Raw genomic sequence first — 22655 nt, forward strand, 5'->3', positions numbered from 1 at the left:
ACTTTAGAGGATGCAAGAATAGTGGTCAAGCGCTTTCAGCCAATCGAAACAGCGATTTTATTAATGAAATTAAGGACTTAGCGCGATTCCTTGAAGCCAGCTGAAAACAAAATAATTCGATAAATTAAGTACTTAGCAAAGTTTGTGAAGGTGCTACCTCACTTGTACCCATGTGTTTTGGTCGAAAAATGCTGATTTAAATAAATTGACCTAAATGCATAAAGTTGCAAACCGCCAACATTGCAGTATCAAATGGACAACAAGGTAACAGGGAAGGAAAATGCAGGTAACAGAGAGGGGGACCAGCCAGTAGGTCGCATCAGGAGCGCCCTGACGCGGAATGGAGAACCTTCGCAAAACAGCCACAGCAATCTTCAACTTTTACTTCACAGCAATGCCTTGGACACAACTTGTCTATACAAATTTTGCGGTGCACAATGGCGTTTCAGGCGCCATTATACGCCGTCAAAACGAGGCCGCGCGTCCCTTTAGTGCGGCGCGATAGTCGGCTGCGTATTGGCGCCAGTCGGCCACCACCTGGGCGTGGTAAGCGCGGGCGTAATCCAGCAATCCGGCCCGCCATTGGGCGGCGTGGCGGCCGTATGCTATCCATTGGTCGGCCGTGGCCGAGCCCTGGCGGCCGCCCGAGCGCAGATGTGACCAGGCGACGATGGCGCCCATGGTGCGCATCACGCTTTCCAGCCGGCGCAGCTTGCCGCCCCACTGGTTCAGCGACAGCCGGTCCTGCTGCGGCAGCAGCTCTTTCAGCACGTAGGACTGCGAGCCGATGCTGACCGCCGACAGGAAGGCTGGCGCGATCGCCTGCATGCGCTGCTGCACCGCCACCACCCGCTCGGCCTCGTTGTGCCATTGGGGCTGTGCCAGCGGCACATAAGGCGCCAGCGCCGAGCCGGTGGCGATTTTCAGGTCGAGCAGGAAATTGCCGTCCAGCCCGCCGCGTCCGCGCACCAGCACGGCATAGCGCTCCAGCCCCAGGCTGCCGGTGCCGGCGATGCGGCGCGCCACGTCCAGCACGCGGAAGAATGCCGGCGTGGGCTGGGTGTCGGCATAGGCGGTCATGAACTGGACGACCTTGTCGCGCTCGGCATGGCTGACCGGCAACGCCTTGACGCCATCCAGCCGCAGCCGGCGCTTGCCCTTCTTGATGTCGGTACGGCGGTCGAGGAAGGCTGGACGCTCACGCAGGCGCAGGTCGCGCAGCAGATCGCGCACCATGCCATCGGCGGTGGCGCGCTCCACCCAGCGCGCCTTGCCTTCGATCAGATTGGCGGCATAGGCGTCGAGGAAACAGTGGCACAGGCCGATGGCCTGCTCCGGGCCGACCTTCAGCGTATCGGCTGCCACCAGCACGCTCACCAGGAAACGGCTCAGCTCCCAGCTGGCCGGCGCCAGCACCGCTTCGTCGAAATCGTTGAGATCGAAATAGGCCAGGCGGTTGTCGCCCTTGTAGCTGCCAAAGTTTTCCAGATGCAGATCGCCACACACCCAGGCCGGCGGCGCCTGGTTGAACTCCGCGTCGGCCGGAAAGTCCTGATAAAACAAATGACAGCTGCCGCGCAGGAAAGAGAACGGATTATCGGCCAGCAGCCGATACTTCATCGTCACCCGCTCCGGATCGCGGCCGGCATTGAACGCCGCCACCAGCCCCACCACATCGCGCTCGCGCAAGTTTGCCATTGCCATTTCCTGAAATACCTCCCAGCTAAGTCAAGGCGGCTCAACATCGAATGATAGCTGACGGTGGTGCTTAATTGACAAAAGATGAACTATAGCCCCATCCGAAGAATATAGAATCAGATAGGCGTCCCACAGAAGTTCCCGCAGCTCGGTGTTATGCGGGAGTTTTGCTTGCAAGACGGCCAGTTCGCGAGAAACTTCAGCCGACCTGTCTGCACGGTCAAGAAAGGGCAGGCCGAGCTCAGGGAAGTGTTCCAGATTAGGGATGACATCGTTGAGCAGTCCAGCAAGTAAGGTATCAAATACCTGCGGCGCCTCGGCATCCAGGAAAAATTGTTCGATAGCCGACAGATTGCGCTCAAAGTTAGCGCTCAGATAAACGTTGGCTCCGTGAGGAGTCACCGTCTTTTCAATGCAGAGATGGCTGCTCGCGCATCCTTGACGCGGCCTGCAGCTACATCGTCAATTCCTTTGGACGCTTCGTCGATCAATGCTAACTGCGTGCGCTCACGCTCCAATTGATGGTAGTACTCCAACCGCGCAGCATCAATTAGCGCCACATAGCTTTTGCCGTTCTTGGTGATGATTTTTTCCGCGCCAGCCTTTACCTGGTCGGCCAACTCCGACAGATTCTCTCCAGCCTGCGACAGGGACACAATATCAGCAGCAGTGATAGCCATAGCATCCTCAGAATCCAATTGATCCTACACATTATAAACTTCAGCGAACAGTTGCCTTGCGATATCACAAACTCGCTGATCAGCTCTCCCAGCCGCGCGAGCGCTCGACCGCGCGTGACCATTTGGCCAGCAATTCGGCGCGGCGGTCCGTACTCATGGCCGGCTCGAAGCGGCGATCGCACTGCCATTGGGCGGCGATTTCTTCCTGCGTTTCCCAGAAGCCGACCGCCAGCCCGGCCAGATAAGCGGCGCCGAGGGCCGTGGTTTCGGTGACTTTCGGTCGCACCACCGGCACGCCCAGCAGATCGGCCTGGAATTGCATCAGCAAGTCGTTGCGGGCAGCGCCGCCGTCGGCGCGCACTTCGACCAGCGGCAGCGAGCGGTGCGACGCTTCAACGTCGCGCTGCATCGCTGTCAGCAACTCGGCGCTCTGATAGGCGATGGCTTCCAGCGCGGCGCGGGCGATGTGGGCGCGGGTGCTGCCCCGGCTCAGGCCAAACAAGGTGCCGCGTGCGTAGGCATCCCAGTGCGGCGCCCCCAGCCCGACAAAGGCCGGCACCATGAACACGCCATCGCTGTCCGGCACGCTGGCGGCCAGCGCTTCCACTTCGGCTGAAGACTTAATGATGCCCAGCCCGTCGCGCAACCACTGCACCGTGGCGCCGCCCATGAACACGCTGCCCTCCAGCAGATAGTCGGTCTCGCCGTCAACCCGCCAGCCCACCGTGGTCAGCAGGCGATTGTGCGAGGCCACTGGATGCCGCCCCAGATGCATCAGCATGAAGCAGCCGGTGCCGTAGGTGTTCTTCACCATGCCCGGCTGATGGCACATCTGACCGAAGGTGGCGGCCTGCTGGTCGCCGGCGATGCCGGCCACCGGTATCGCGGCGCCGAACAGGCTGTGATGGGTGTTGCCCACTTCCTCGCTGGACGAAACGATCTGCGGCAGCACCGATTCGGGGATGCCGAACAGGTGCAGCAAATCGTAATCCCAGCGCATCAGGTGGATGTTGAACAGCATGGTGCGGGCGGCGTTGCTGACGTCGGTCACATGCTGGCCGGTCAGCTTGTACACCAGCCAGCTGTCGACAGTGCCGAACGCCAGTTCGCCCTGCTCGGCCTTGGCGCGCACGCCGGGCACATGGTCCAGCAGCCATTTGAGTTTGGTGGCGGAAAAGTAGGCGTCCAGCTCCAGGCCGGAGATGTCGCTGATTTTTTTCGCCTTGCCATCGGCGCGCAGGCTGTCGCAGATATCGGCGGTGCGGCGGTCTTGCCAGACGATGGCCGGCGCCAGCGGTTCGCCAGTCTTGCGGTCCCACACCACGGTGGTTTCGCGCTGATTGGTGACGCCGATCGCCAGCACCTGGTGGGGGTCGACATGCTGGTCGGCCAGCACCTTGCGCGCCACCGCCAGCTGACTGTGCCAGATGTCCATCGGGTCGTGTTCGACCCAGCCGGGATGCGGAAAATGCTGAGGGAATTCCTGTGCCGCGCAGCCGCAGATCTGACCTTGATGGTCGAACAGAATGGCGCGCGAACTTGTGGTGCCCTGATCCAGGGCCAGGATGTATTTTTTCATCGGCAGTCAGTCCCCAGCGCGGCGTGCGCCTGGTTCCGCGTCCGCCGCGAATATGTAATTAGTTGAAGCAAGCCGATAGGCCGGATTTTGTTACGGCACAGGCGAACCTGCGCTATGACAGCCATTCCTCTAGGCGCTGGATTACTCCAGCGCTCAAGCTTCCTACCCGCACGCTCCGCGAGCAACATCATCGCGTGCCTATTTGGAATTGCTCCAGGTGGAGGTTACCGCGTTTCACCGTAACTTAATACGCTCGTCTCTGTGGCCCTATTCCTCGCCTTATAGCCTACTCCAGCGTACAAGTACGCTGGAGGGGCCTTTCGACGGACGGCCGTTAACCGTCACCCCGCTCTATGGAGTCCGGACCTTCCTCCCGCCAGGCATTACGCACTGGCCAGCGGCTGTCTGGCTTGCATCAGCCGCTATTGTACCAGCCCGGGTCTGCAAATCTGAAATTTGGTGTCGCCATTCGAAAAGCCGCCCCGCCCGCCCAGCCGTAGAATGCTCCGATAATTCACCCACGAGGCTCACAACAATGACGCAACCCTCCCGCACCGGCGGCCAGATTCTGGTCGATGCCCTGAAGATCCACGGCGTGGACACCGCTTTCGGCGTCCCCGGCGAAAGCTATCTGGACGTGCTCGACGCGCTGCACGATTCCGATATCCGCTTCATCATCAACCGCCAGGAGGGCGGCGCCGCCTTCATGGCCGATGCCTACGGCAAGATGACCGGCAAGCCGGGCATCTGCTTCGTCACCCGTGGGCCTGGCGCCACCAATGCCTCGATCGGCGTGCACACGGCCTACCAGGACTCGACGCCGATGATTCTGTTCATCGGCCAGGTCGGCAGCGACTTTATCGACCGCGAAGCGTTCCAGGAAGTCGACTACCGCCGCATGTACGGCCAGATGGCCAAGTGGGTGACGCAGATCGACCGCGCCGACCGCATCCCGGAATACATCGCGCGTGCGTTCCAGGTCGCCACCAGCGGCCGTCCCGGCCCGGTGGTGCTGGCGCTGCCGGAGGATATGCTGACCACGCGCACCACCGTGGCCGATACTCGCAGCTACCAGGCGGTGCAAGCCTCGCCATCGGCGGCACAGATCGACACGCTGCGCACCATGCTGGCCGGCGCGAAGAAACCGCTGGTATTGCTGGGCGGCGGCGGCTGGAACCCGCAAGCCTGCGCCGACCTGCAGCGCTTTGCCGAAGCCAATCAACTGCCGGTGACCTGCGCCTTCCGCTTCCAGGATTTGCTGGACAACGGGCATCCGCATTATGCGGGCGACGTCGGCATCGGCATCAATCCCAAACTGGCGGCGCGCGTGCGCGAGGCCGATGTGATTCTGGCCATCGGCCCGCGCCTGGGCGAGATGACCACCAGCGGCTACTCGCTGCTGCAATCGCCGGTGCCGGCGCAGCGCCTGATCCACGTCCACGCCGATGCCGAGGAACTGGGCAGCGTCTATCAGGCCGAGTTGATGATTAATAGCGGCATGCCGCAAGTGGCGGCGATGCTGGCGGCGATGCAGCCGGTCGACGCCTCGGCCTGGGCCGGCAGCGTGGCGGAAGCGCGCGCCGATTATGCGGCGTGGCAGCAGCAGCCGGCCATCTTCAAGGACGGCAGCGCGCCGCTGGACCTGTGGCAGGTGGTGCAGCAGATCGAGCAGCTGGCGCCGCACGACGTCATCATCACCAACGGCGCCGGCAACTACGCCACCTGGGCGCACCGCTTCCATCGCTACGGCGGCAAGTGCACGCAACTGGCGCCGACCAGCGGCGCCATGGGCTACAGCGTGCCGGCTGGCGTGGCGGCCAAGATCATCGATCCGGCGCGCACCGTGATTACCTTTGCCGGCGACGGCGAGTATCTGATGAACGGCCAGGAGCTGGCCACCGCCGTGCAGTACAAGGCCGGCGTCATCATCATCGTGTTCAACAACGCCATGTTCGGCACCATCCGCATGCACCAGGAGCGCGAGTATCCAGGCCGGGTGTCCGGTACCACGCTGCACAATCCGGACTTCGCGGCGCTGGCCGTGGCCTTCGGCGGCCAGGGCGAGGTGGTGACCACCACTGCGGAATTCGCGCCGGCGCTGGAGCGCGCGCTGGCCTACACCAGCGCACAGAGCCTGCCGGCGGTGATCGAGCTGCGCTACGACGGTAATCTGATTACGCCGGGCGCCACGCTGGACACCATCCGCAAAAACGCCGAAGCGGCGCGCCGCTGACGCGGGGCCGCCTGAACGCGCCGGCCTCGGCCTAGAGGCCGGCGGTGGTGGTCGAGCCGCTGTCCAGCAGCGGTTTCTGTTCTTCTTTTTCCTGCTTGATTTTCGGCGCCGGACAAGCGCGGCAAGCGCCGGCCTTGCGGCCGTAGTCGGTCACCAGCGGCAGCCGCATCGGCACCGACTCGTCGCCGCAGTAGCCGCCATCGAGCACGATAGCCTTGCCGTTATCCACCACGCGGGCATTGATGGTGCGCTCATCCTCGTCGGGCGGCGCCACCGTGAAATAAAACTGCTGGCCGCGCGGATCGATGGTCACGTCGCTGGCCACTGCCGGCCAGCTCAAGCCGCCGGCCGTGTATTCATATAACACCGTATCGACTTCGGCAAAGCGCTGCAGCGTGATGCGCTGGCCGCCAAACTCGCCGCTGTCCGGGTGGATGCACAGATCGGAATACACCAGCATGCCATAACGCGGCAGCGCGCCGCCCGGCTTGGACTTGGACTTGGGCGCCGCCAGCACCGCGCAGGACGCCAGCAGGATGGCACCGGCCAGCAAGGCATGTCGTGTCATCTTCATCATTACCGCTTTCAGAAATGAACAACGGCTGCACCAGGCAGCCGTTGTTGGATCTAAACCTGAATAATCAGATTAGAACGAGTGCTTCAGACCCAAGTTGAAGGCTTTGTCACCGGAACCAGCTTCGGTGTTGTTACCAACGGTGTAGCCGGCGCCGTTTTTGTTCTTGATCTTAGCGTAAGCAACGTAGGTGCTGGTGCGCTTCGACAGAGCGTAGTTGTAGCCGATTGCCCATTGGTCAGCGTCACGGTTAGCAGCTTCTTTGTCGTTCTTGCGGATGTACGAAGCCATCACGGTGCCGTTGCCTGCTGGCGCGGTCAGACCGATCAGAGCGTCGCTGCTGTTCTGCGAAGGAGCGAAGGTGTAGCCGTAGAAGCTGGTGGTCGCGGTGGCGGTCGAGGTGCCGTTGATCGGGGCGCTGCCCAGACCTTTGTCGCTCGAGAACGCGCCGTACAGCTTCACAACCTGGAAGTCGTAGTTGGCGGCGATCAGCGAGTTGTGGCCAACACCGGTGGTTTTCACGGTCGCGGTGTCGTTGTTTTTCATGTTGTAAGCAGCGGCAACGTTCAGAGGACCGTTGCTGTAGCCCAGCGAGCCGCCCACTTGACGAGCAGCCGAAGCGTCGCCAGCGGTTTCACCCAGGCTGTACGAAACAGCGCCGGTGAAGCCTTCCAGGTTAGGGGTTTTGTACACAACTGCGTTCGAGTTGCGGGTCATGTACGCAGCAACTGGGAACAGGTTTTTAGCGGTACCAGCGTAGCCCATTGCGAATGGATCGCCAACGTCGCGCAGGGTTTCGTAGTACGGGGTGTACTGACGGCCCAGGGTCAGGGTGCCGGCGGTTTTCGACGACAGGCCAACATAGGCTTCACGGTTGAACAGGGTGCTGGTGGTGTTGTCCAGGGTGCCGTCATCAACTTTAACGCCGGTTTCCAGTTTGAAGATCGCGCTCAGACCGCCACCCAGATCTTCGGTGCCTTTGAAGCCGATACGGGAAGCCGAAGCCGCGCCGCTGGTCACTTTGGTGACGTTACCCGTGGAGCCGCCGCGTTCCGAGGTGATGCCTGCGTCCAGGATACCGTAGATGGTGACGTTCGATTGAGCAAATGCTGCGGAGCTGGTAGCAGCCAGCACGGCGATAGCGATAAGGGATTTTTTCATTACGTGTTTCCTTCAGTTGTGTTGCTGTAAAAATAAGCCAGTAGTACGGCGTGTTCGGTGCTTCTGTCGGCTAGAGCCGGTTGTGCGTGAGGGCAAACTCCCCAGCTGCCACGATGCATCCCGGAGGATGCGTTCACTTAAATGCGGCCGATGAACCTACGCCGGCTTGGTCGCAGCGCCCTTCTGAGGCGCCGGACGCGGCACTATACTGATGCCTTGAAACTTCAACAAGTGTAAAACCATTCATACTGAACAGTCTGTTACCTTGCAGACCACAAGGCGCCCGCATTTTACCGCATCGCAATATTTCCTGCCGATCAAGCGAAACAGGCAAGTCTTTCCAAACGATGAACACGGTGGTTGTACCACTTCTTCGTCGGACCAAGTAAAAATAGCCACATTGCTATTTCTGACGCCATTTTATACTGAACCCCTGCTTCGACTGCCCCTACCGAATGGTAATAAGCTAACAACCCCGCAGTTTGTTCAGCCGGTTTTTATCAGCGAAATGGCCCCGAAACCAACTTTGCTCCTAGCATTACACCTTTAGTTGTGTAGTAAATTTTGTAAAACGCGACAGAAGTTGCATGTCGTTACCGATTTGTAAGAAATTGCTACCTGTTGTATGGAGGAGACAAAGCGGTGCGTTTTATTGAATGACTGCACTAATTTAGTGCATGAAATTGATTCATTCGGCCAGCTGTGGCGCGCTGCCGACGGCAAAAACCGCACTTTTCACCAATAGTTACAATACTGATATCGAAGTGGGCAAAAATTCCACACCCAGCCATATTATTTTTCGTATGGCTAAAATATATTTGTCATGGACAACTATGGCTCTAGCTCCATATTCATTGAAATAGTTCCAGATGCCAACTGTGTGTCGTGGACAAGCAGTTTCCAGTAAGTTAGAGCGGTCCAACGCGCCCCTGTTGGCGCGGTGCTTTCGGGCTAAAAACAAATGTAAAATGCAGATCGCAAGGGAGGCGGCCAGCCCTTCTCTCTGCGTGTGCACCCAAGCCCTGTGCCAACCAACGCGACCGCCGGACCGGCAGCCGCATAAGATGCGTCATGACTAATATCGTTTCCCCACAATCCGCGCCCAGCACCATCAGTGACGTCGAACGCGACACCGGCGTGGCCAAGGAAACCTTGCGCGTCTGGGAACGGCGCTACGATTTCCCGCAGCCGCTGCGCGATCCCAACGGCGAGCGCATCTATCCAATGGAACAGGTGCACAAGTTACGGCTGGTTAAACGCCTGATCGATCTCGGCTTCCGCCCCGGCAAGGTGATCCAGTACAGCACCGCGGAACTGCAGGAATTGACCGGCAAGGCCAGCGGCGCGGGCAACGGTCCCCTGACGGCCGGCCCCGAGCTGCAAACCTATCTCGACTTGTGCAAAAGCCATCAAATGGAAGCCATGCGCCGCAAGCTGTCGCAGGCGCTGCTGATGATGGGCCTGAAAAGCTTTGTGATCGAACTGGTGGCACCGCTGACCACGCTGATCGGCGAAGCCTGGGCCAGCGGCCAGCTGGCCACGTTTGAAGAACACTTATATACAGAGTCGCTGACGGTGGTGATGCGCAGCGCGATCTTTGCCATGCCGCAGTCGAGCGCCAGCAGCAGCGGCGCGCCGCGCATCCTGCTGACCACGCTGCCGCAGGAGCGTCACGGCCTCGGCCTGCTGATGGCCGAAGCCATGTGCGTGGCCGAAGGCGCGCAATGCATTTCGCTGGGCGTGCAAACGCCGCTGCTGGACATCGTCGAAGCGGCGCGCGCGCAACGGGTCGACATCATCGCGCTGTCGTTCTCGGTGGCGATGAATCCGCGCCAGGCGCTGGACGGCCTGGCCGAACTGCACGCCCGCCTGGCCGGCAGCGCCGAACTGTGGGCCGGCGGTTCCAACGCCGCCCTCAAACGCCGCCGCCCAGCCTATGTGCGGGTGTTCGAGCTGGCCGACCTGGCCGCCGCGATTGCCGAATGGCGGCGCCGCCACGCCGCCGCCATCGCCAGCTAAGCGGCTCGCCAAGCGCTGGCGGTGTGGCCGCTCTGGTAAAATAGTCACATTCCCGTGCTGGCCAGCACCCCAATCACACATCCATGTTCAGCTTTTTCAAGAAAAAACCTGTCGCTCCCGAAGCGCCTGCGGCGCCTGTCGCCGCCCCCACTCCCGTCGCCACAGCGGCGCCCGCCCCCACCGATGTCGCCGCCCTGTTGCCGATCGAAGAACCGGCCGAGAAAAAACAATCGTGGATGACGCGCCTGAAGGCCGGCCTGTCGAAAACCTCGAATAATCTGTCGATCCTGTTCGTCGGCGCCAAGATCGATGACGATCTGTACGACGAGCTGGAAGCGGCGCTGCTGATGTCCGACGCCGGCGTCGACGCCACCGAATACCTGTTGGCCGAACTGAAACGCAAGGTCAAGGAAGACAAGCTGCTGGACGCCGCCGCCGTCAAGGCCGCGCTGAAGCAACTGCTGGTCGAACTGCTGACTCCGCTGCAACGCCCGTTCGAACTGGGCCGCCACACCCCGACCGTGATGATGATTTCCGGCGTCAACGGCGCCGGCAAGACCACCACCATCGGCAAGCTGGCCAAGCACATGCAGACCCACGGCCAGTCGGTGCTGCTGGCCGCCGGCGACACCTTCCGCGCCGCCGCCCGCGAGCAGCTGATGGTCTGGGGCCAGCGCAACAACATCACCGTGATCTCGCAAGCGTCGGGCGACCCGGCGGCGGTATCGTTTGACGCCGTGCAGTCCGGCAAAGCCAAAGGCGTCGACGTCGTCATGGTCGACACCGCCGGCCGCCTGCCGACCCAGCTGCACCTGATGGAAGAGCTGAAAAAAATCCAGCGCGTGATCGGCAAGGGCATGGAAGGCGCACCGCACGAAACTCTGCTGGTGATCGACGGCAATACCGGGCAAAATGCGCTGGCGCAGGTCAAGGCCTTCGACGACGCCCTCAAGCTGAGCGGCCTGGTCATCACCAAGCTGGACGGCACCGCCAAGGGCGGCATCCTGGCCGCGATCGCGCGGGTGCGGCCGGTGCCGGTGTATTTCATCGGCGTGGGCGAAAAGATTGAAGACTTGCAGCCGTTTGTCGCGGCCGAATTTGTAGAAGCACTGCTTGGATAATCAGACCTCTATGATCGAATTCCGGAACGTCTCCAAACAATACTCTTCCGATGTGACGGCGCTGCGCGACGTTTCATTGACAGTCAATAAAGGCGAACTGGTCTTCTTGGCCGGCCCCTCCGGCGCCGGCAAATCCACCCTGATGAAAATGATCGCCGCCATGGAGCGCCCCAGCTCCGGGCAAGTGATCGTCAACGGCCAGGATATTTCCCGCATCAAGCCGGTGGCGGTGCCGTTTTTGCGCCGCAACCTGGGCCTGATCTTCCAGCAGCAGCGCCTGCTGACCGACCGCAGCGTGCTGGCCAACGTCATGCTGCCGCTGCTGGTGACCGGGGCCTCCCATGGCCAGGCCGAGCAGCGGGCCCGCGCCGCGCTGGATAAAGTCGGCCTCGGCGACCGCGCCAGCGCCCAGCCGCTGGCCCTGTCCGGCGGCGAGCAGCAGCGGGTCTCGATCGCGCGCGCCATCGTCAACCGGCCGCAAGTGATTCTGGCCGACGAACCAACCGCCAACCTCGACCGCGCCAGCGCCAACAAAGTGCTGGAAGCGCTGAAGGCATTCAATTCAGTCGGCGTCACCTGCTTGATTTCCAGCCACGACGAAGTGATGCTGGATGCCGCCGCGCGCGTGATCCATCTCAACCAGGGCCAACTGGAGGTGGCGGCATGACCTACTGGTTCCGTCAACACCGTTACGCGCTGGCTGCCGCGCTGGTGCACCTGCGCCGCTCGCCGGGCGGTTTCCTGTTCAATATATTAGTAGTGGCGATCGCGCTGGCCCTGCCCTTCATGGGCGTGACCTTGCTGGACAATGTGCGGCCGATGTCGGAGTCGCTGTCGGTCGATCCGGAAATCAGCATCTTCCTCAAGCAGGACACGCCACGCGACCAGGCCGAAGCGCTGGCGACGCAACTGCGCCAAACGGTCAAGGACAAGCAAGCCAAGATCATCTTCACCCCGCGCGAAAAAGCGCTGGACAACCTGAAGGACAAAAACGGCCTGGCCGACGTGCTGGCCACGCTGGGCGACAACCCGCTGCCGGACAGCTATGTACTGAAGCTGGACGCCTTCCGCAACGCCCAGGCCGGCGGCGACGTCGACCAGCTGGCCGAGCAGATCCGCACCCTGCCCGGCGTCGACACCGTGCAGGTCGACTCCGCCTGGGTCAAGCGGCTGGCGGCGCTGCTGAATATCATGCGGCTGGCGCTGCTGCTGCTGGCGGCCACGCTGGGCACGGTGGTGGTGGCGGTGATTTTTAATACCATCCGGTTGCAGGTGCTGACCCAGCGTGAAGAAATCCTGGTCTCCAAGTTGATCGGCGCCACCGACAGCTTCATCCACCGCCCGTTCTACTACACTGGCGCCCTGCTCGGCCTGTGCGCCGGCGCAACGGCGCTGGGCGCGGTAACGCTGACGCTGAAGCCACTGAACACCGCAATTGCCGAATTCGCAAGACTGTACGCCTCCGAATTCCAGCTGACCGCGCTGCCGCCGCTGGCCATGGCCGGCCTGCTGGCGCTGTCGGCCACACTGGGCCTGATCGGCGCCCGGCTGTCGGTCAAGCGCCATACCGCGCGCCTGAACTAAGCGCCTGAGCCATTCCGTGCGTCCGCGCACGGAATGCGCCCTTCCCCCGGCCTACGATGCTTTCTATCGTTAAGGCATCTCTAAGATCCATCGCGCATCCTAAACACATCGGAAGACCTCATAGTATTTTTGCTATCAGGCCCATTTATTTCGGATGATTGGCACTCAACGACAGAGAGTGCTAATATATGTTCGAAAGAGCACAAAAGTGCTCACCAGCAACTCAAGCGAAGGAAACGAAAATGACTATGATGTCCGTGGTACCTGCAAGCAACAGTACTCTGGGACTCGGGTTTAGTGGCAACCTGGGTAACCTGGACGCCTATATTTCGGCCGTTAATCGCCTGCCGATGCTGACGCATGAAGAAGAAATTTCGCTGGGCAAGCGCCTGAAAGACCAGAACGACCTCGGCGCCGCCGAGCGGCTGGTGATGTCCCACCTGCGCCTGGTGGTCTCGATCGCGCGCGGCTATCTGGGCTACGGCCTGCCGCACGGCGACCTGATCCAGGAAGGCAATATCGGCCTGATGAAAGCCGTCAAGCGTTTCGACCCGGATCAGGGCGTGCGCCTGGTGTCGTACGCCATGCACTGGATCAAGGCCGAGATGCACGAATACATCTTGAAGAACTGGCGCCTGGTCAAAGTGGCCACCACCAAGGCCCAGCGCAAACTGTTCTTCAACCTGCGCAGCCACAAGCAAGGTCTGGACGCGATGACGCCGGCCCAGATCGACCAATTGGCCAAGACGCTGGACGTCAAGCGCGAAGAAGTGATCGAAATGGAAACCCGCCTGAGCGGCCGCGACATCGCGCTGGAATCGCCGACCGACGACGAAGATGACAAATTCGCACCGATCGCCTACCTGTCGTCGGAAGCGTCGGAACCGACCCGCGTACTGGAAGCCGAACAGGTAACCCGTCTGCAATCGGAAGGCCTGGAAGAAGCGCTGAGCAAGCTGGACCCGCGTTCACGCCGCATCATCGAAGCGCGCTGGCTGGCCAACGATGACGGTTCGGGCGCCACGTTGCACACGCTGGCCGACGAATTCGGCGTCTCGGCCGAGCGCATCCGCCAGATCGAAGCCGCCGCGCTGAAAAAAATGAAAAGCGCCCTGGCCGCCTACATCTAAGTCCGCCAACCATCCCCCGAGTGCCGCCGGCGTTCACGCCGCGCGGCATTTTTTTTTGCCCCAACTCCGGGGTCAGGTCCATCATTTCTACACGAGCTCAACGGTAGGCGTACGCCTACCGTTGAGCTCGTGTAGAAATGATGGACCTGACCCCGGAATATCTTTGAGCTAAAGCTGACCTTGCGCCGTTCGTGCGCCGCTGAGGTGGTCTTTTTGTTAAGCTTGCCTACAACTGAAGGTCGAGGTGTATGATGAAAACAACAATATTGCGGCAGCTCTTTGTGTTGCCTCTGCTCGTGGCCGTCATGGCCGCGCTATATGCTTGTGGCAGCGCAGGCTCCACTACCCGCGCCGCGCCGGCGCCATTCTCTACTACCTATGTGTTGCGGCAGGGTTCTAGCGCGGCGATCACGCCGGCGGCGCCGGCCGGCCTGGCTACAGCCGCGCCGGTGCTTAAGCTGGAGCGCGTCAACGATAGCCGCTGTCACGCCGGCGCGGTGTGCGTCTGGGCCGGCTATATCAGCTTCAGCTTTACGCTGCATCAGCCCGATGGCAGTAGCAGTAGCTTTGTGCTGTCCGATAACATGCCCAACGGGGTCGCCAGCATCAGCAGCAACGGCCTGCACTTCACGCTGCAGGGCTACGAGCCGCGGCAAGTACCGGCGAAAAATGAGCCTGCGCCGGATTATCAGGTAAGCTTAAAGGTGAGCAACATTAACTCTCCTTAAAGCTTGCCCACATGACCCTCTCCCATCCAGTCCGCACTCTCCTCGTTTCTTCCATCCTTGTTTCCCTGGCCTTGCCGGCCGTAGCCAAGACGCCAGTCGCCACCGGCACTGGCGGCGCTGTGGCGACTATCAGTGAACCGGCTTCGCAAGCCGCGATTGCCATTCTGAACCAGGGTGGCAATGCCATCGACGCTGCCGTGGCGGCGGCCGCCACGCTGGGCGTGACCGATCCGTTCAGCTGCGGCATCGGCGGCGGTGGTTTCATGGTGATCTATCTGGCCAAGGACAAACGCGTGATCACCATCGACCATCGCGAAACGGCACCGGCCAGCTTCACGCCGACGGTGTTCCTCAAGGATGGCAAGGAGCGCGATTTCGAGACGGTGGTGGCCAGCGGCATGTCGGTCGGCGTGCCCGGCACGGTGCGCGGCTGGCACGAGGCGCTGGACCGCTACGGCAGCATGAGCTTCAAGCAGGTGCTGGCGCCGGCTATTGACGTCGCCAGCAAGGGCTTCAAGGTCAACGACAATTTCTCCCATCTGGTGCAGGAGAACGAAGCCAAGTTCTCGCTGTTCCCCGCCACCGCCGCGCTGTATCTGCGCAATGGCAAAGCCCTCCCTGCCGGCAGCACGCTGCGCAATCCGGACCTGGCCAAGGCATATAAAGAGCTGGCGGCCGGCGGCGTCAAAGCCTTCTACAACGGTAAGCTGGCGCGCGCGATTGTCGATGCGGTCAACGCACCAGCCACCCCGCCAGGCGTGCGGGTCGACGCCGGCAACATGACGCTGGCCGATCTGGCCAATTACGAAGCGCGCCTGCGCCAGCCGGTGCACAGCACTTATCGCGGCTATGATTTATACGGCATGCCGCTGCCCAGCAGCGGCGGCGTGGCGGTGGCCGAAGCGCTCAACATCCTGGAGGGCTACGATCTGAAAGCCATGCCGCGCGCGCAGGCCGAACATCTGTATCTGGAAGCCAGCCGCCTCGCCTTCGCTGACCGCAACGCTTATCTGGCCGATCCGGAATTCATCGACGCGCCGGTGGCCGGTCTGCTGAACAAGGATTACGCCGCGCGCCGTCGTGAGCTAATCAATCCCGCGCAGGCCAGCCTGCATGCGCCGGCCGGCGATCCCTATCCGTTCCAGAACGATGTCAGCGTGCCGCTGCGCCCCAACGCCAGCAAGCTGATTGCGGAAGGCGCGCACACCACCCACCTCACCGTCTCCGACAAGGACGGCAATATCGTCTCCTACACCTACACCATCGAATCGTGGGGTGGCAGCGGCATCGTGGTGCCGGGTTATGGCTTCCTGCTGAATAACGAGATGACCGACTTCGATTTCTCCGGCCCGGCGCCAAATGTGCCGGAAGCCGGCAAGCGTCCGCGCAGCAGCATGTCGCCGACGCTGGCCTTCAAGAACGGCAAGCCGGCGTTCTCGATCGGCAGCCCTGGCGGCGCCACCATCATCACCACCGTGCTGCAGACCATCTTCAATTACGTGGATCTCGGCATGTCGATGCCGGACGCGGTGAACGCGCCGCGCCTGTCCGAGCGCAACGGCCAGGCCACCGATGTGGAGCCGGGCTTCAGCGGCAGCGCGCAGGCGCAGGCGCTGGAGAAGAGCGGCCAGCACTGGAGCCAGACGGCGGAGGAAATCGGCGCCGCCAACGCGCTGGTGTTCAATCCCGACGGCACCGTAACCGCAGTCAGCGAAGGCCATCGCCACGGCATTGGCAGCGCGCTGGTGCAAAAGACTGCGCACTAAGGATTGATTAAGATTCTGCTCACAGTATAGACGTCGTCGGCCACTCGGCCGACCGTCCACCACTTGGGAGAATAATAATGAACAACTGGCTGCGCGCCAATAAAGGCTTTCTGCTGTTCCTGGCACTGTTCGGCATCTTCCGCACCGCCGTCGCCGACTGGAATCCGATTCCCTCCTCGTCCATGCATCCCAACCTGCTGGAAGGCGACGTGGTGTTCGTCAATCGCCTCGCCTACAACGTCAAAGTGCCGCTGACCGACATCGTGATCGGCCACACCGGCGAGCCGCAGCGCGGCGACATCGTCACCTTCTCCTCGCCCGCCAATGGCACCCGCCTGATCAAGCGCGTGATCGCCCTGCCCGGCGACCGCGTCGAGATGCGCAACGAACAGCTAATCATCAACGGCCAGCCAGCCGCCTATACCGAGCTTGGAGCAGCCACCGAAAACATCCACGGCGTCGGCCCGCTGGCCGCCGTGCGTGTCGATGAAACCCTGGGCAATAGCAGCCACGCCATCCAGTTCCTCCCGCAGGTAAAGGCGCGCCGGGATTTCGCGCCGCTGGTGGTGCCGCCTGGCGAATACATGATGTTGGGCGATAACCGCGACAACAGCGAAGACTCGCGCTACATCGGCCTGGTGCCGCGCGCGCTGCTGATCGGCCGCGCCGAGCGCGTACTGGCCTCGGCCGACATCACCAGTAACTGGATGCCGCGCGCGGAACGCTTTGGCATGAGCCTCTACCCGCGACAGTAAGCCATCGCGCCGGCGGTGTTATGATGGCGTAGTAAATTCATAATATTGCCGGTGCCATCATGATCGAGTTTCAAGGACTGACCAAAGTCTACGGCGGTTTCCAGGCCGTCAAGCCGCTGTCGCTGACGGTGCGGCGCGGTGAAGTGTTCGGCTTCCTCGGCCCCAACGGCGCCGGCAAAACCACCACCATCCGCATGATGATGGGCATCCTGATGCCAAGCGCCGGCCAAGTGCTGATCGACGGCCTCGATTGCCACGCCGAGCCGGCCGAAGTAAAACGCCGCGTCGGCTATCTGCCCGACACGCCCATCTTCTACGACTACCTGCGCGGCCGCGAGATCCTGCAATTCGTCGCCGAGATGCACGGCTTTACACGTCGCGACGCCGCCGAACGTGGTGCGCGCCTGCTGGCCGAATTCGGCCTGGAGGAAGCCGGCGAAGACTACGCCGTCAACTACTCGCTAGGCATGAAGAAGCGCCTCGGCCTGGCCTGCGCACTGATTCACGATCCGTCGGTGCTGATTCTGGACGAACCAATCAACGGCCTCGATCCGCGCGCCTCGCGCGAGGTGCAGGAGCGCTTGCTGGCAGCGGCGGCGCGCGGCGTCACCATCTTCGTCTCCACCCATTTGCTGGACATGGCCGAGAAGCTGTGTGACCGCGTCGGCATCATCCACCATGGCCAACTGGTCGCCACCGGCACGCTGGATGAAATCCGCGCCGAAGCCTCGGCCAGCGGCTCGCTGGAAGACGTCTTCCTCAAGATCACCGACGAAGCCGCAGACGAGATCGCGCAATGAGCGCGCTGCAAACCATCTGGCTGATGACGCGCATGCGTCTGACCCGCCAACGCAACATGGTGCTCAACAACCTGTTCCGCTTCCGCAAAAAGAAAGCGCGCGACGCCAACGCCGGCAAGAGCAACAACCTGTGGATACTGACCTTGCTGATGGTCGGCTGCATGCTGTTCTCCTTTGTCCACGTGGCCGACAACGCGGTGCTGAACATGCACTGCCACCTGGATGCCAGCAGTGCCTGTCGCTACACCGACAGCGTTGGCGACCCGCACACCGACCTGCACAAAGCCGCTGCGGAACTGGCGGTCGCACCGTTCGCGCCGGCGCTGATGAACGGGCTGACGATGGAGCTCAGCATCCTGTTCCTGGTCGCCGTGCTGCTACCGCTGGGCAGCAAGGAGATGACGCAGCCGGACTGGGATCTCGAATGGCTGGTCACCATGCCGGTGGAACGTGGCACGCTGCTGTGGGGACGCGTGCTGGAACGCAGCGCATCGAATATCTCCGGCTGGTTCGCGCTGCTGCCGGCCTTCGGCACCATCGCCTGGCACTCCGGCTACACCTGGAGCGTACTGCCGATCGCCGTGCTGTCGGTGGCCACGCTGCTGCCGCTGGCGGCATTGCTGCACACCGTGGCCGACACCGGCCTGCGCATGTGGCTACCGGCGGCGCAGCTACGCAACCTGCAAGCGCTGACAGGTCTGTTCAACATGCCGCTGATTTATCTGGTGATGGCGCTCGGTATGCCACAGGCCAACGCCTTCGCCATGGAGTGGGCGCGCGCCTTCCCGGCGTGGATGCAATGGACGCCGCCCGGCCTGGTGCTGCAGGCGATCCAGGCGCAGCACAGCGGGCAGCTGCTCTCCAGCGTGGCGCTGCTGCTGGCACAGATCGTAGTGCTGATGTGGGCCGGCATGGCGCTGCTACGTCACCAGCTGCGCCACGGCGTGGTCAATTCCGGTGCGCGCGAAAGCGGCCGCGATGCCGCGCCACGCGCCCTGCGGCCCGCCGACGCTGCCGCCACACACAGTCCGTTTGCGTTTCTAAGCGCCGTGCTGTCGCCGTTGCAGCGGCGCGAATTGCGTCTGCTGAGCCGTGATCGCAACTTCATGTTCCAGACCTTGCTGGTGCCGGTGATCGTGGTGTTCAGCCAGATGCTCTTCAACGGCAAACTGAATAGCATGGGCGAGCTGGGCGAACATCACACGCTGGCCGCCGCCATCGCCTTCGGCATCGGTGTCTATGTGCTGATGCTGTCGGCCTTCCAGACGCTCAACAACGAAGGCCACGTCCTGTGGTTGCTGTACACCGTACCGCGTTCGCTGGAAAGCGTGTTGAAGGAAAAGGCGCAACTGTGGGCGGTGCTGACCATGATCTATCCCGCCATCGTGATCGGCGTCAGCGCCTGGTACACCACGCATTTCGAGTGGAGCATGCTGGTGCTGGTGCTGACCGTAGCCGCCGGCATTCCAATCTACTCGATGATCGCCGTCTCGCTCGGTGTGTTCGCCTGCGACCCGCTGGCCGTCGATGCGCGCACCCGCGTGCGCCCCACCTACGTCTACCTGTACATGCTGCTGGCCAGCTTCTATACCTGGTCCATCTACAGCAACGTGTGGTCGCAAAAGCTGGTGGTGATGGTGTTGATCGCCTCGATGGCACTGGCGCTGTGGCAAAAAGCGCGCGACTCGCTGCCCTATCTGCTCGATCCGGCCGCTGCTCCGCCGCCGCGTGTATCGACCGCCGATGGCCTGATCGCCGCCACCGCCTTCTTCATCCTGCAGGGTATCGTGCTGATGGTGGCCGGCCGCATGGACATGCAAGCCCTCACCATCGCCTTCGGCGTCGCCGGGCTGGTGGTGTATCTGCTGATGCGCTACGTCTACTGGCGCAACAAGGCCGCCGGCGTGCCGACCATCTGGCGCGGCGCCGACCTGCGCCTGTCGCTGCGCTACGCCGCCATCGCCACCGCCGTCGCCTGTGCGGTGGGTCTGAGCTATCTCGCCATACTGCGGCACAGCGCACTGTGGGAAGAACTGACCAAATCCGCGCCAGCACTGCCGGGTGGCCGTAGCTGGATCTACGCGCTGGCGGTGCTGGCCGCGCCGCTGTGCGAGGAATTCATTTTCCGGGGCTTGATCTACGGCGGCTTGCGCCGCTCGATGAAGGCACCACAGGCGATGCTGATGAGCGCCGCCGTATTCGCTGTGGTCCATCCACCGCTATCGATGCTGCCGGTATTCGTGCTTGGCCTGTGCACCGCATGGACCTACGAACGCAGCAAAACCCTGCTGGCGCCGATGCTGGTCCACGCGGTGTACAACGCCATGGTACTGACCTTCGGGTCCTAGAACTGATACTTCAAGGTCAGCAGCGCATTGCGCGGATCGCCGTACACGCCGGTGCCGTATGAGCCCAGGCCCGGCATATAGGTTTTGTCGAGCGCATTATTGATGTTCAGCGTCACACTCAGATGGCGGTCCAACTCATAGCGCGCCATCAGGCCGAGCACCGCGTAGCCTGGCTGGTTGGCGCGCCAGTAATTGCCGTCCGAGGTTTCATAGTAAGTCGAACTTTGCACCGACAGCGAACCGCCAACCACCAGCTGGTGCAAGCGATATGAGGTATTCACCTTGAACAGATGCTTGGGCTGATTGGTGTTCACCGCGCTCAGAATCACATCCGGCTGCGCTGGCACCCGCGAGCGGCGATAGGTATAACCGCCGGAGACGTTCCAGGCCGGCGTCGGCTGGCCGGACAGCTCCATTTCAATGCCATCGCTGGTGATGCCATCCACCGGCTTGTAGATCTCCTCGAAAGTATCCGGATTCACATCCACATACTGGGCGGCGTTGTTCTGCTTGATCTTGAACGCGGCCAGGCTGACATTGAGGCGCTTGTCAAACAGCTCGCCCTTGATGCCGACCTCACTGCTCTTGCCGGTCAGCGGCGCCAGTGGACGGCCGTTGGCATCCTTGTAGTAAGTCTGCGGATTGAAGATGTCGGTGTAGCTGGCATATACCGACCACTCGCGGTTAAGGTCAAACACCACACCGGCATAGGGGATGGTTTTGGTGCCGGTATTCAGATCGTCCGACACGCTGCGCTCACCGGCCGTGCTGACCTCATAGTCGAGCAATTTGTACTGGCTGGCGCGCGCGCCGAGTATCACCGACAGCTGGTCAGTCGGACGCAGCCGCACCGCCGCCGATACCCCCTTCTCAATGATGGTGGTGTCGCGGTCCGCGCGTTTGGTGAAGGTCGGCTGCGTCAGATAACCATCCCACGTGTAGTAATTGTCGACCGCCACAAACACCGAGCGATACAACTCCGCCGTCTTGTGCTGGCGCGAATAACCAGCCGTCAGCACCAGTTCATGCGTGCGGTCCAGCAGCTGGAAAGGACCGGATAGCGCCAGATTCGCGCTGTCGGTCTTCGCTTCCGACGGCAGCAAACCAGTCAGCGCGCGGATGCCGGCGCCGGTCTCGCGATTGACGCTGCCGTTGTAGGCCGAGCCATACATCACGTCCTTGGACTGATCGAGATGGCTGGCCGTGGCATCCAGCTGCCAGGCATTGTCGAAAGTATGCTTCAGCGTGGCGAAGCTGTTGGTGCTGTCATTATTCCAGTACGACCAGCGCGCGCCCGGATTCAGCGAGCGGCGGAAATGAGTTTGCGTGCCGTCGCTGTAGAACAGCGGCAGATGACCAAAGGTGGCGCCGTTGGCGCGCGTCTCCATATGATCCACACCGGCGCTGAGCAAGGTGCGCGGTCCCAGATCCGCCTCGATGATGGCGTAAGCATTGCGCGTATCGCGGCTGTAGTAGTCGATGTAGGAATCGGCGTTTTGCGCCGCCACCACCACGCGCGCCCGCACGCTGCCGTCCGCGTTCAGCGGCGTCGAAAGATCTCCGGTGACGTGGTATTTACTCCACGAGCCGGCGCTGGCCGCCACGCTGGCCGCGAATTCCTTGCCCGGACGCTTGCGCACCAGATTGATGGTGGCGGAAGGATTACCGGCGCCGGTCAGCAGACCGCCCGCGCCCTTGACGATTTCTACCCGGTCGTAGATGGCGCTATCACCGATCGCGCTGGTGTACTGGTTGGAGCTGTCCAGCGTATTCGGCATGCCGTCGAACTGGAAATTCTCGATCACATAGCCGCGCGCGTAAAAGGTGGCGCGTTCGCTGTCATTGCGCCCCACCGTGACGCCGACCGTCTTTTCCAGAATATCCGGCACCGTAATCAGCGCCTGATCGTCCATCTGCTGGCGTGTGATCACGCTGACCGATTGCGGCGTCTCGCGTACCGACAAACCGAGACGAGTGGCGGTGCCCATCGACGGCATGGTGTACAAGCCACTGCCCTCGGATGGACCATCGGCGCTGGCCGCCGCGGTAATCGCTGGCAGCACCTGCGGCTGTTCGCTGTCCCGCACCTGCGATGGCGCGGCGGCCACCAGCACATAACCGGCGTCGGTGGCGCCGATGGCGTAGCCGGTGCCGCGCAACAGGCGCTCAAAGCCTTCGTTGACGTTGTAACTGCCTTTCAAGCCCTGTGTGCGCAAGCCCTGCACCTTGGCCGGTTCGATCACGATCGAGACCCCGGCCTGCAGCGCGAATTGGTTCAACGCCGGACCTGGCGCGCCGGCCGGAATATCGTATTGACGCGCGGACGCGGACGCCTGTGCCAGCGCGGCCGGCACGGCAGCCTGCAGCACAACGCCGCAAGCGAGATGGATGGCCAGCGCCAGCGGCGTCAGGCGGGTGCTCATGATACGGGTAGCAAACATGTTGATGATTCCTGTTTTCGTTGGTTTCACAGCGTTTA

The 22655-nt window shown here is 61.9% G+C and carries 18 protein-coding genes and 1 other RNA gene; 11 read left to right on the plus strand and 8 right to left on the minus strand.

What is annotated here, in order from left to right:
• Positions 1–465: 465 nt before the first annotated feature.
• From GJ699_RS16695 to rnpB, 5 genes are all read right to left on the minus strand, one after another.
• Complete coding sequence (locus GJ699_RS16695; protein WP_154378229.1) at positions 466–1698, minus strand: DUF2252 domain-containing protein; 1233 nt, start codon at positions 1696–1698, stop codon at positions 466–468.
• Positions 1699–1728: 30 nt separating this feature from the next.
• Positions 1729–2100 (minus strand): type II toxin-antitoxin system RelE/ParE family toxin, encoded by a 372-nt coding sequence (locus GJ699_RS16700; protein WP_371867580.1) that lies wholly within the window; start codon positions 2098–2100, stop codon positions 1729–1731.
• Positions 2097–2378, minus strand: coding sequence for a type II toxin-antitoxin system Phd/YefM family antitoxin (locus GJ699_RS16705; protein ID WP_154378231.1), 282 nt, complete (start codon positions 2376–2378; stop codon positions 2097–2099). Before GJ699_RS16705 ends, GJ699_RS16700 begins: the two co-directional genes overlap by 4 nt.
• Before the next feature lie 79 nt (positions 2379–2457).
• The gene (gene glpK / locus GJ699_RS16710) at positions 2458–3957 is read right to left on the minus strand and encodes a glycerol kinase GlpK (RefSeq protein ID WP_154378233.1); all 1500 of its coding nucleotides are present in this window, start codon (positions 3955–3957) and stop codon (positions 2458–2460) included.
• A 60-nt stretch (positions 3958–4017) separates the two neighbouring features.
• Positions 4018–4374, minus strand: an RNA gene (gene rnpB / locus GJ699_RS16715) — RNase P RNA component class A.
• Positions 4375–4492: 118 nt separating this feature from the next.
• Here rnpB and GJ699_RS16720 point away from each other — a divergent pair.
• Positions 4493–6190 carry a thiamine pyrophosphate-binding protein gene (locus GJ699_RS16720; protein WP_154378236.1) on the plus strand — a complete coding sequence of 566 codons (1698 nt, stop codon included), beginning with the start codon at positions 4493–4495 and terminating at the stop codon, positions 6188–6190.
• Between the two features lie 31 nt (positions 6191–6221).
• On the opposite strand, the gene GJ699_RS16725 is transcribed toward GJ699_RS16720, so the two are convergent.
• Both GJ699_RS16725 and GJ699_RS16730 read right to left on the minus strand, forming a co-directional pair.
• A complete protein-coding gene (locus GJ699_RS16725; protein WP_229262131.1) occupies positions 6222–6767 on the minus strand; it encodes a hypothetical protein in 546 nt (181 codons plus the stop codon).
• Between the two features lie 69 nt (positions 6768–6836).
• Positions 6837–7925, minus strand: coding sequence for a porin (locus tag GJ699_RS16730; RefSeq protein ID WP_154378239.1), 1089 nt, complete (start codon positions 7923–7925; stop codon positions 6837–6839).
• Between the two features lie 1071 nt (positions 7926–8996).
• Here GJ699_RS16730 and GJ699_RS16735 point away from each other — a divergent pair.
• The 10 genes from GJ699_RS16735 to GJ699_RS16780 all read left to right on the plus strand — a co-directional run bounded on the left by GJ699_RS16735 (position 8997) and on the right by GJ699_RS16780 (position 20176).
• Positions 8997–9944 carry a MerR family transcriptional regulator gene (locus GJ699_RS16735; RefSeq protein WP_154378241.1) on the plus strand — a complete coding sequence of 316 codons (948 nt, stop codon included), beginning with the start codon at positions 8997–8999 and terminating at the stop codon, positions 9942–9944.
• Between the two features lie 83 nt (positions 9945–10027).
• On the plus strand, positions 10028–11065 hold the full coding sequence (ftsY, locus tag GJ699_RS16740; protein ID WP_154378243.1) for a signal recognition particle-docking protein FtsY: 1038 nt from the start codon (positions 10028–10030) through the stop codon (positions 11063–11065).
• 10 nt (positions 11066–11075) lie between these two features.
• Positions 11076–11732, plus strand: a complete 657-nt coding sequence (locus tag GJ699_RS16745) for a cell division ATP-binding protein FtsE (protein WP_154378246.1) — start codon at positions 11076–11078, stop codon at positions 11730–11732.
• Complete coding sequence (gene ftsX / locus GJ699_RS16750) at positions 11729–12649, plus strand: permease-like cell division protein FtsX (protein WP_154378247.1); 921 nt, start codon at positions 11729–11731, stop codon at positions 12647–12649. The genes GJ699_RS16745 and ftsX overlap by 4 nt, the downstream gene beginning before the upstream one ends.
• 242 nt (positions 12650–12891) lie before the next feature.
• Positions 12892–13779: an RNA polymerase sigma factor RpoH gene (gene rpoH, locus GJ699_RS16755; protein WP_371867581.1), complete on the plus strand. Its 888-nt coding sequence runs from the start codon at positions 12892–12894 to the stop codon at positions 13777–13779.
• Between the two features lie 281 nt (positions 13780–14060).
• Positions 14061–14507, plus strand: coding sequence for a hypothetical protein (locus GJ699_RS16760; RefSeq protein WP_371867582.1), 447 nt, complete (start codon positions 14061–14063; stop codon positions 14505–14507).
• Positions 14508–14626: 119 nt separating this feature from the next.
• The gene (gene ggt / locus GJ699_RS16765) at positions 14627–16273 is read left to right on the plus strand and encodes a gamma-glutamyltransferase (RefSeq protein WP_371867583.1); all 1647 of its coding nucleotides are present in this window, start codon (positions 14627–14629) and stop codon (positions 16271–16273) included.
• 77 nt (positions 16274–16350) lie between these two features.
• Positions 16351–17028 (plus strand): signal peptidase I, encoded by a 678-nt coding sequence (gene lepB / locus GJ699_RS16770; RefSeq protein WP_154378251.1) that lies wholly within the window; start codon positions 16351–16353, stop codon positions 17026–17028.
• 59 nt (positions 17029–17087) lie between these two features.
• Positions 17088–17828 (plus strand): ABC transporter ATP-binding protein, encoded by a 741-nt coding sequence (locus GJ699_RS16775; protein WP_154378253.1) that lies wholly within the window; start codon positions 17088–17090, stop codon positions 17826–17828.
• A complete protein-coding gene (locus GJ699_RS16780; RefSeq protein ID WP_154378255.1) occupies positions 17825–20176 on the plus strand; it encodes a CPBP family intramembrane glutamic endopeptidase in 2352 nt (783 codons plus the stop codon). Before GJ699_RS16775 ends, GJ699_RS16780 begins: the two co-directional genes overlap by 4 nt.
• Here GJ699_RS16780 and GJ699_RS16785 read toward each other — a convergent pair.
• On the minus strand, positions 20173–22617 hold the full coding sequence (locus GJ699_RS16785; RefSeq protein WP_229262132.1) for a TonB-dependent siderophore receptor: 2445 nt from the start codon (positions 22615–22617) through the stop codon (positions 20173–20175). The two genes, GJ699_RS16780 and GJ699_RS16785, sit on opposite strands and share 4 nt — an antisense overlap.
• Between the last annotated feature and the right edge of the window lie 38 nt (positions 22618–22655).

The organism is Duganella guangzhouensis, from assembly GCF_009674535.1.
In the GTDB taxonomy this organism is placed as follows: domain Bacteria; phylum Pseudomonadota; class Gammaproteobacteria; order Burkholderiales; family Burkholderiaceae_D; genus Rugamonas; species Rugamonas guangzhouensis.

Excerpts from the sequence above, each read along its gene's own strand:
- GJ699_RS16695 (WP_154378229.1), bottom strand. The coding sequence starts at position 1,698 with ATGGCAAACTTGCGCGAGCGCGATGTGGTGGGGCTGGTGGCGGCGTTC.
- GJ699_RS16705 (WP_154378231.1), bottom strand. The coding sequence starts at position 2,378 with ATGGCTATCACTGCTGCTGATATTGTGTCCCTGTCGCAGGCTGGAGAG.
- glpK (WP_154378233.1), bottom strand. The coding sequence starts at position 3,957 with ATGAAAAAATACATCCTGGCCCTGGATCAGGGCACCACAAGTTCGCGC.
- GJ699_RS16720 (WP_154378236.1), top strand. The coding sequence starts at position 4,493 with ATGACGCAACCCTCCCGCACCGGCGGCCAGATTCTGGTCGATGCCCTG.
- GJ699_RS16725 (WP_229262131.1), bottom strand. The coding sequence starts at position 6,767 with ATGATGAAGATGACACGACATGCCTTGCTGGCCGGTGCCATCCTGCTG.
- GJ699_RS16730 (WP_154378239.1), bottom strand. The coding sequence starts at position 7,925 with ATGAAAAAATCCCTTATCGCTATCGCCGTGCTGGCTGCTACCAGCTCC.
- GJ699_RS16735 (WP_154378241.1), top strand. The coding sequence starts at position 8,997 with ATGACTAATATCGTTTCCCCACAATCCGCGCCCAGCACCATCAGTGAC.
- ftsY (WP_154378243.1), top strand. The coding sequence starts at position 10,028 with ATGTTCAGCTTTTTCAAGAAAAAACCTGTCGCTCCCGAAGCGCCTGCG.
- GJ699_RS16745 (WP_154378246.1), top strand. The coding sequence starts at position 11,076 with ATGATCGAATTCCGGAACGTCTCCAAACAATACTCTTCCGATGTGACG.
- ftsX (WP_154378247.1), top strand. The coding sequence starts at position 11,729 with ATGACCTACTGGTTCCGTCAACACCGTTACGCGCTGGCTGCCGCGCTG.
- rpoH (WP_371867581.1), top strand. The coding sequence starts at position 12,892 with ATGACTATGATGTCCGTGGTACCTGCAAGCAACAGTACTCTGGGACTC.
- lepB (WP_154378251.1), top strand. The coding sequence starts at position 16,351 with ATGAACAACTGGCTGCGCGCCAATAAAGGCTTTCTGCTGTTCCTGGCA.
- GJ699_RS16775 (WP_154378253.1), top strand. The coding sequence starts at position 17,088 with ATGATCGAGTTTCAAGGACTGACCAAAGTCTACGGCGGTTTCCAGGCC.
- GJ699_RS16780 (WP_154378255.1), top strand. The coding sequence starts at position 17,825 with ATGAGCGCGCTGCAAACCATCTGGCTGATGACGCGCATGCGTCTGACC.
- GJ699_RS16785 (WP_229262132.1), bottom strand. The coding sequence starts at position 22,617 with ATGTTTGCTACCCGTATCATGAGCACCCGCCTGACGCCGCTGGCGCTG.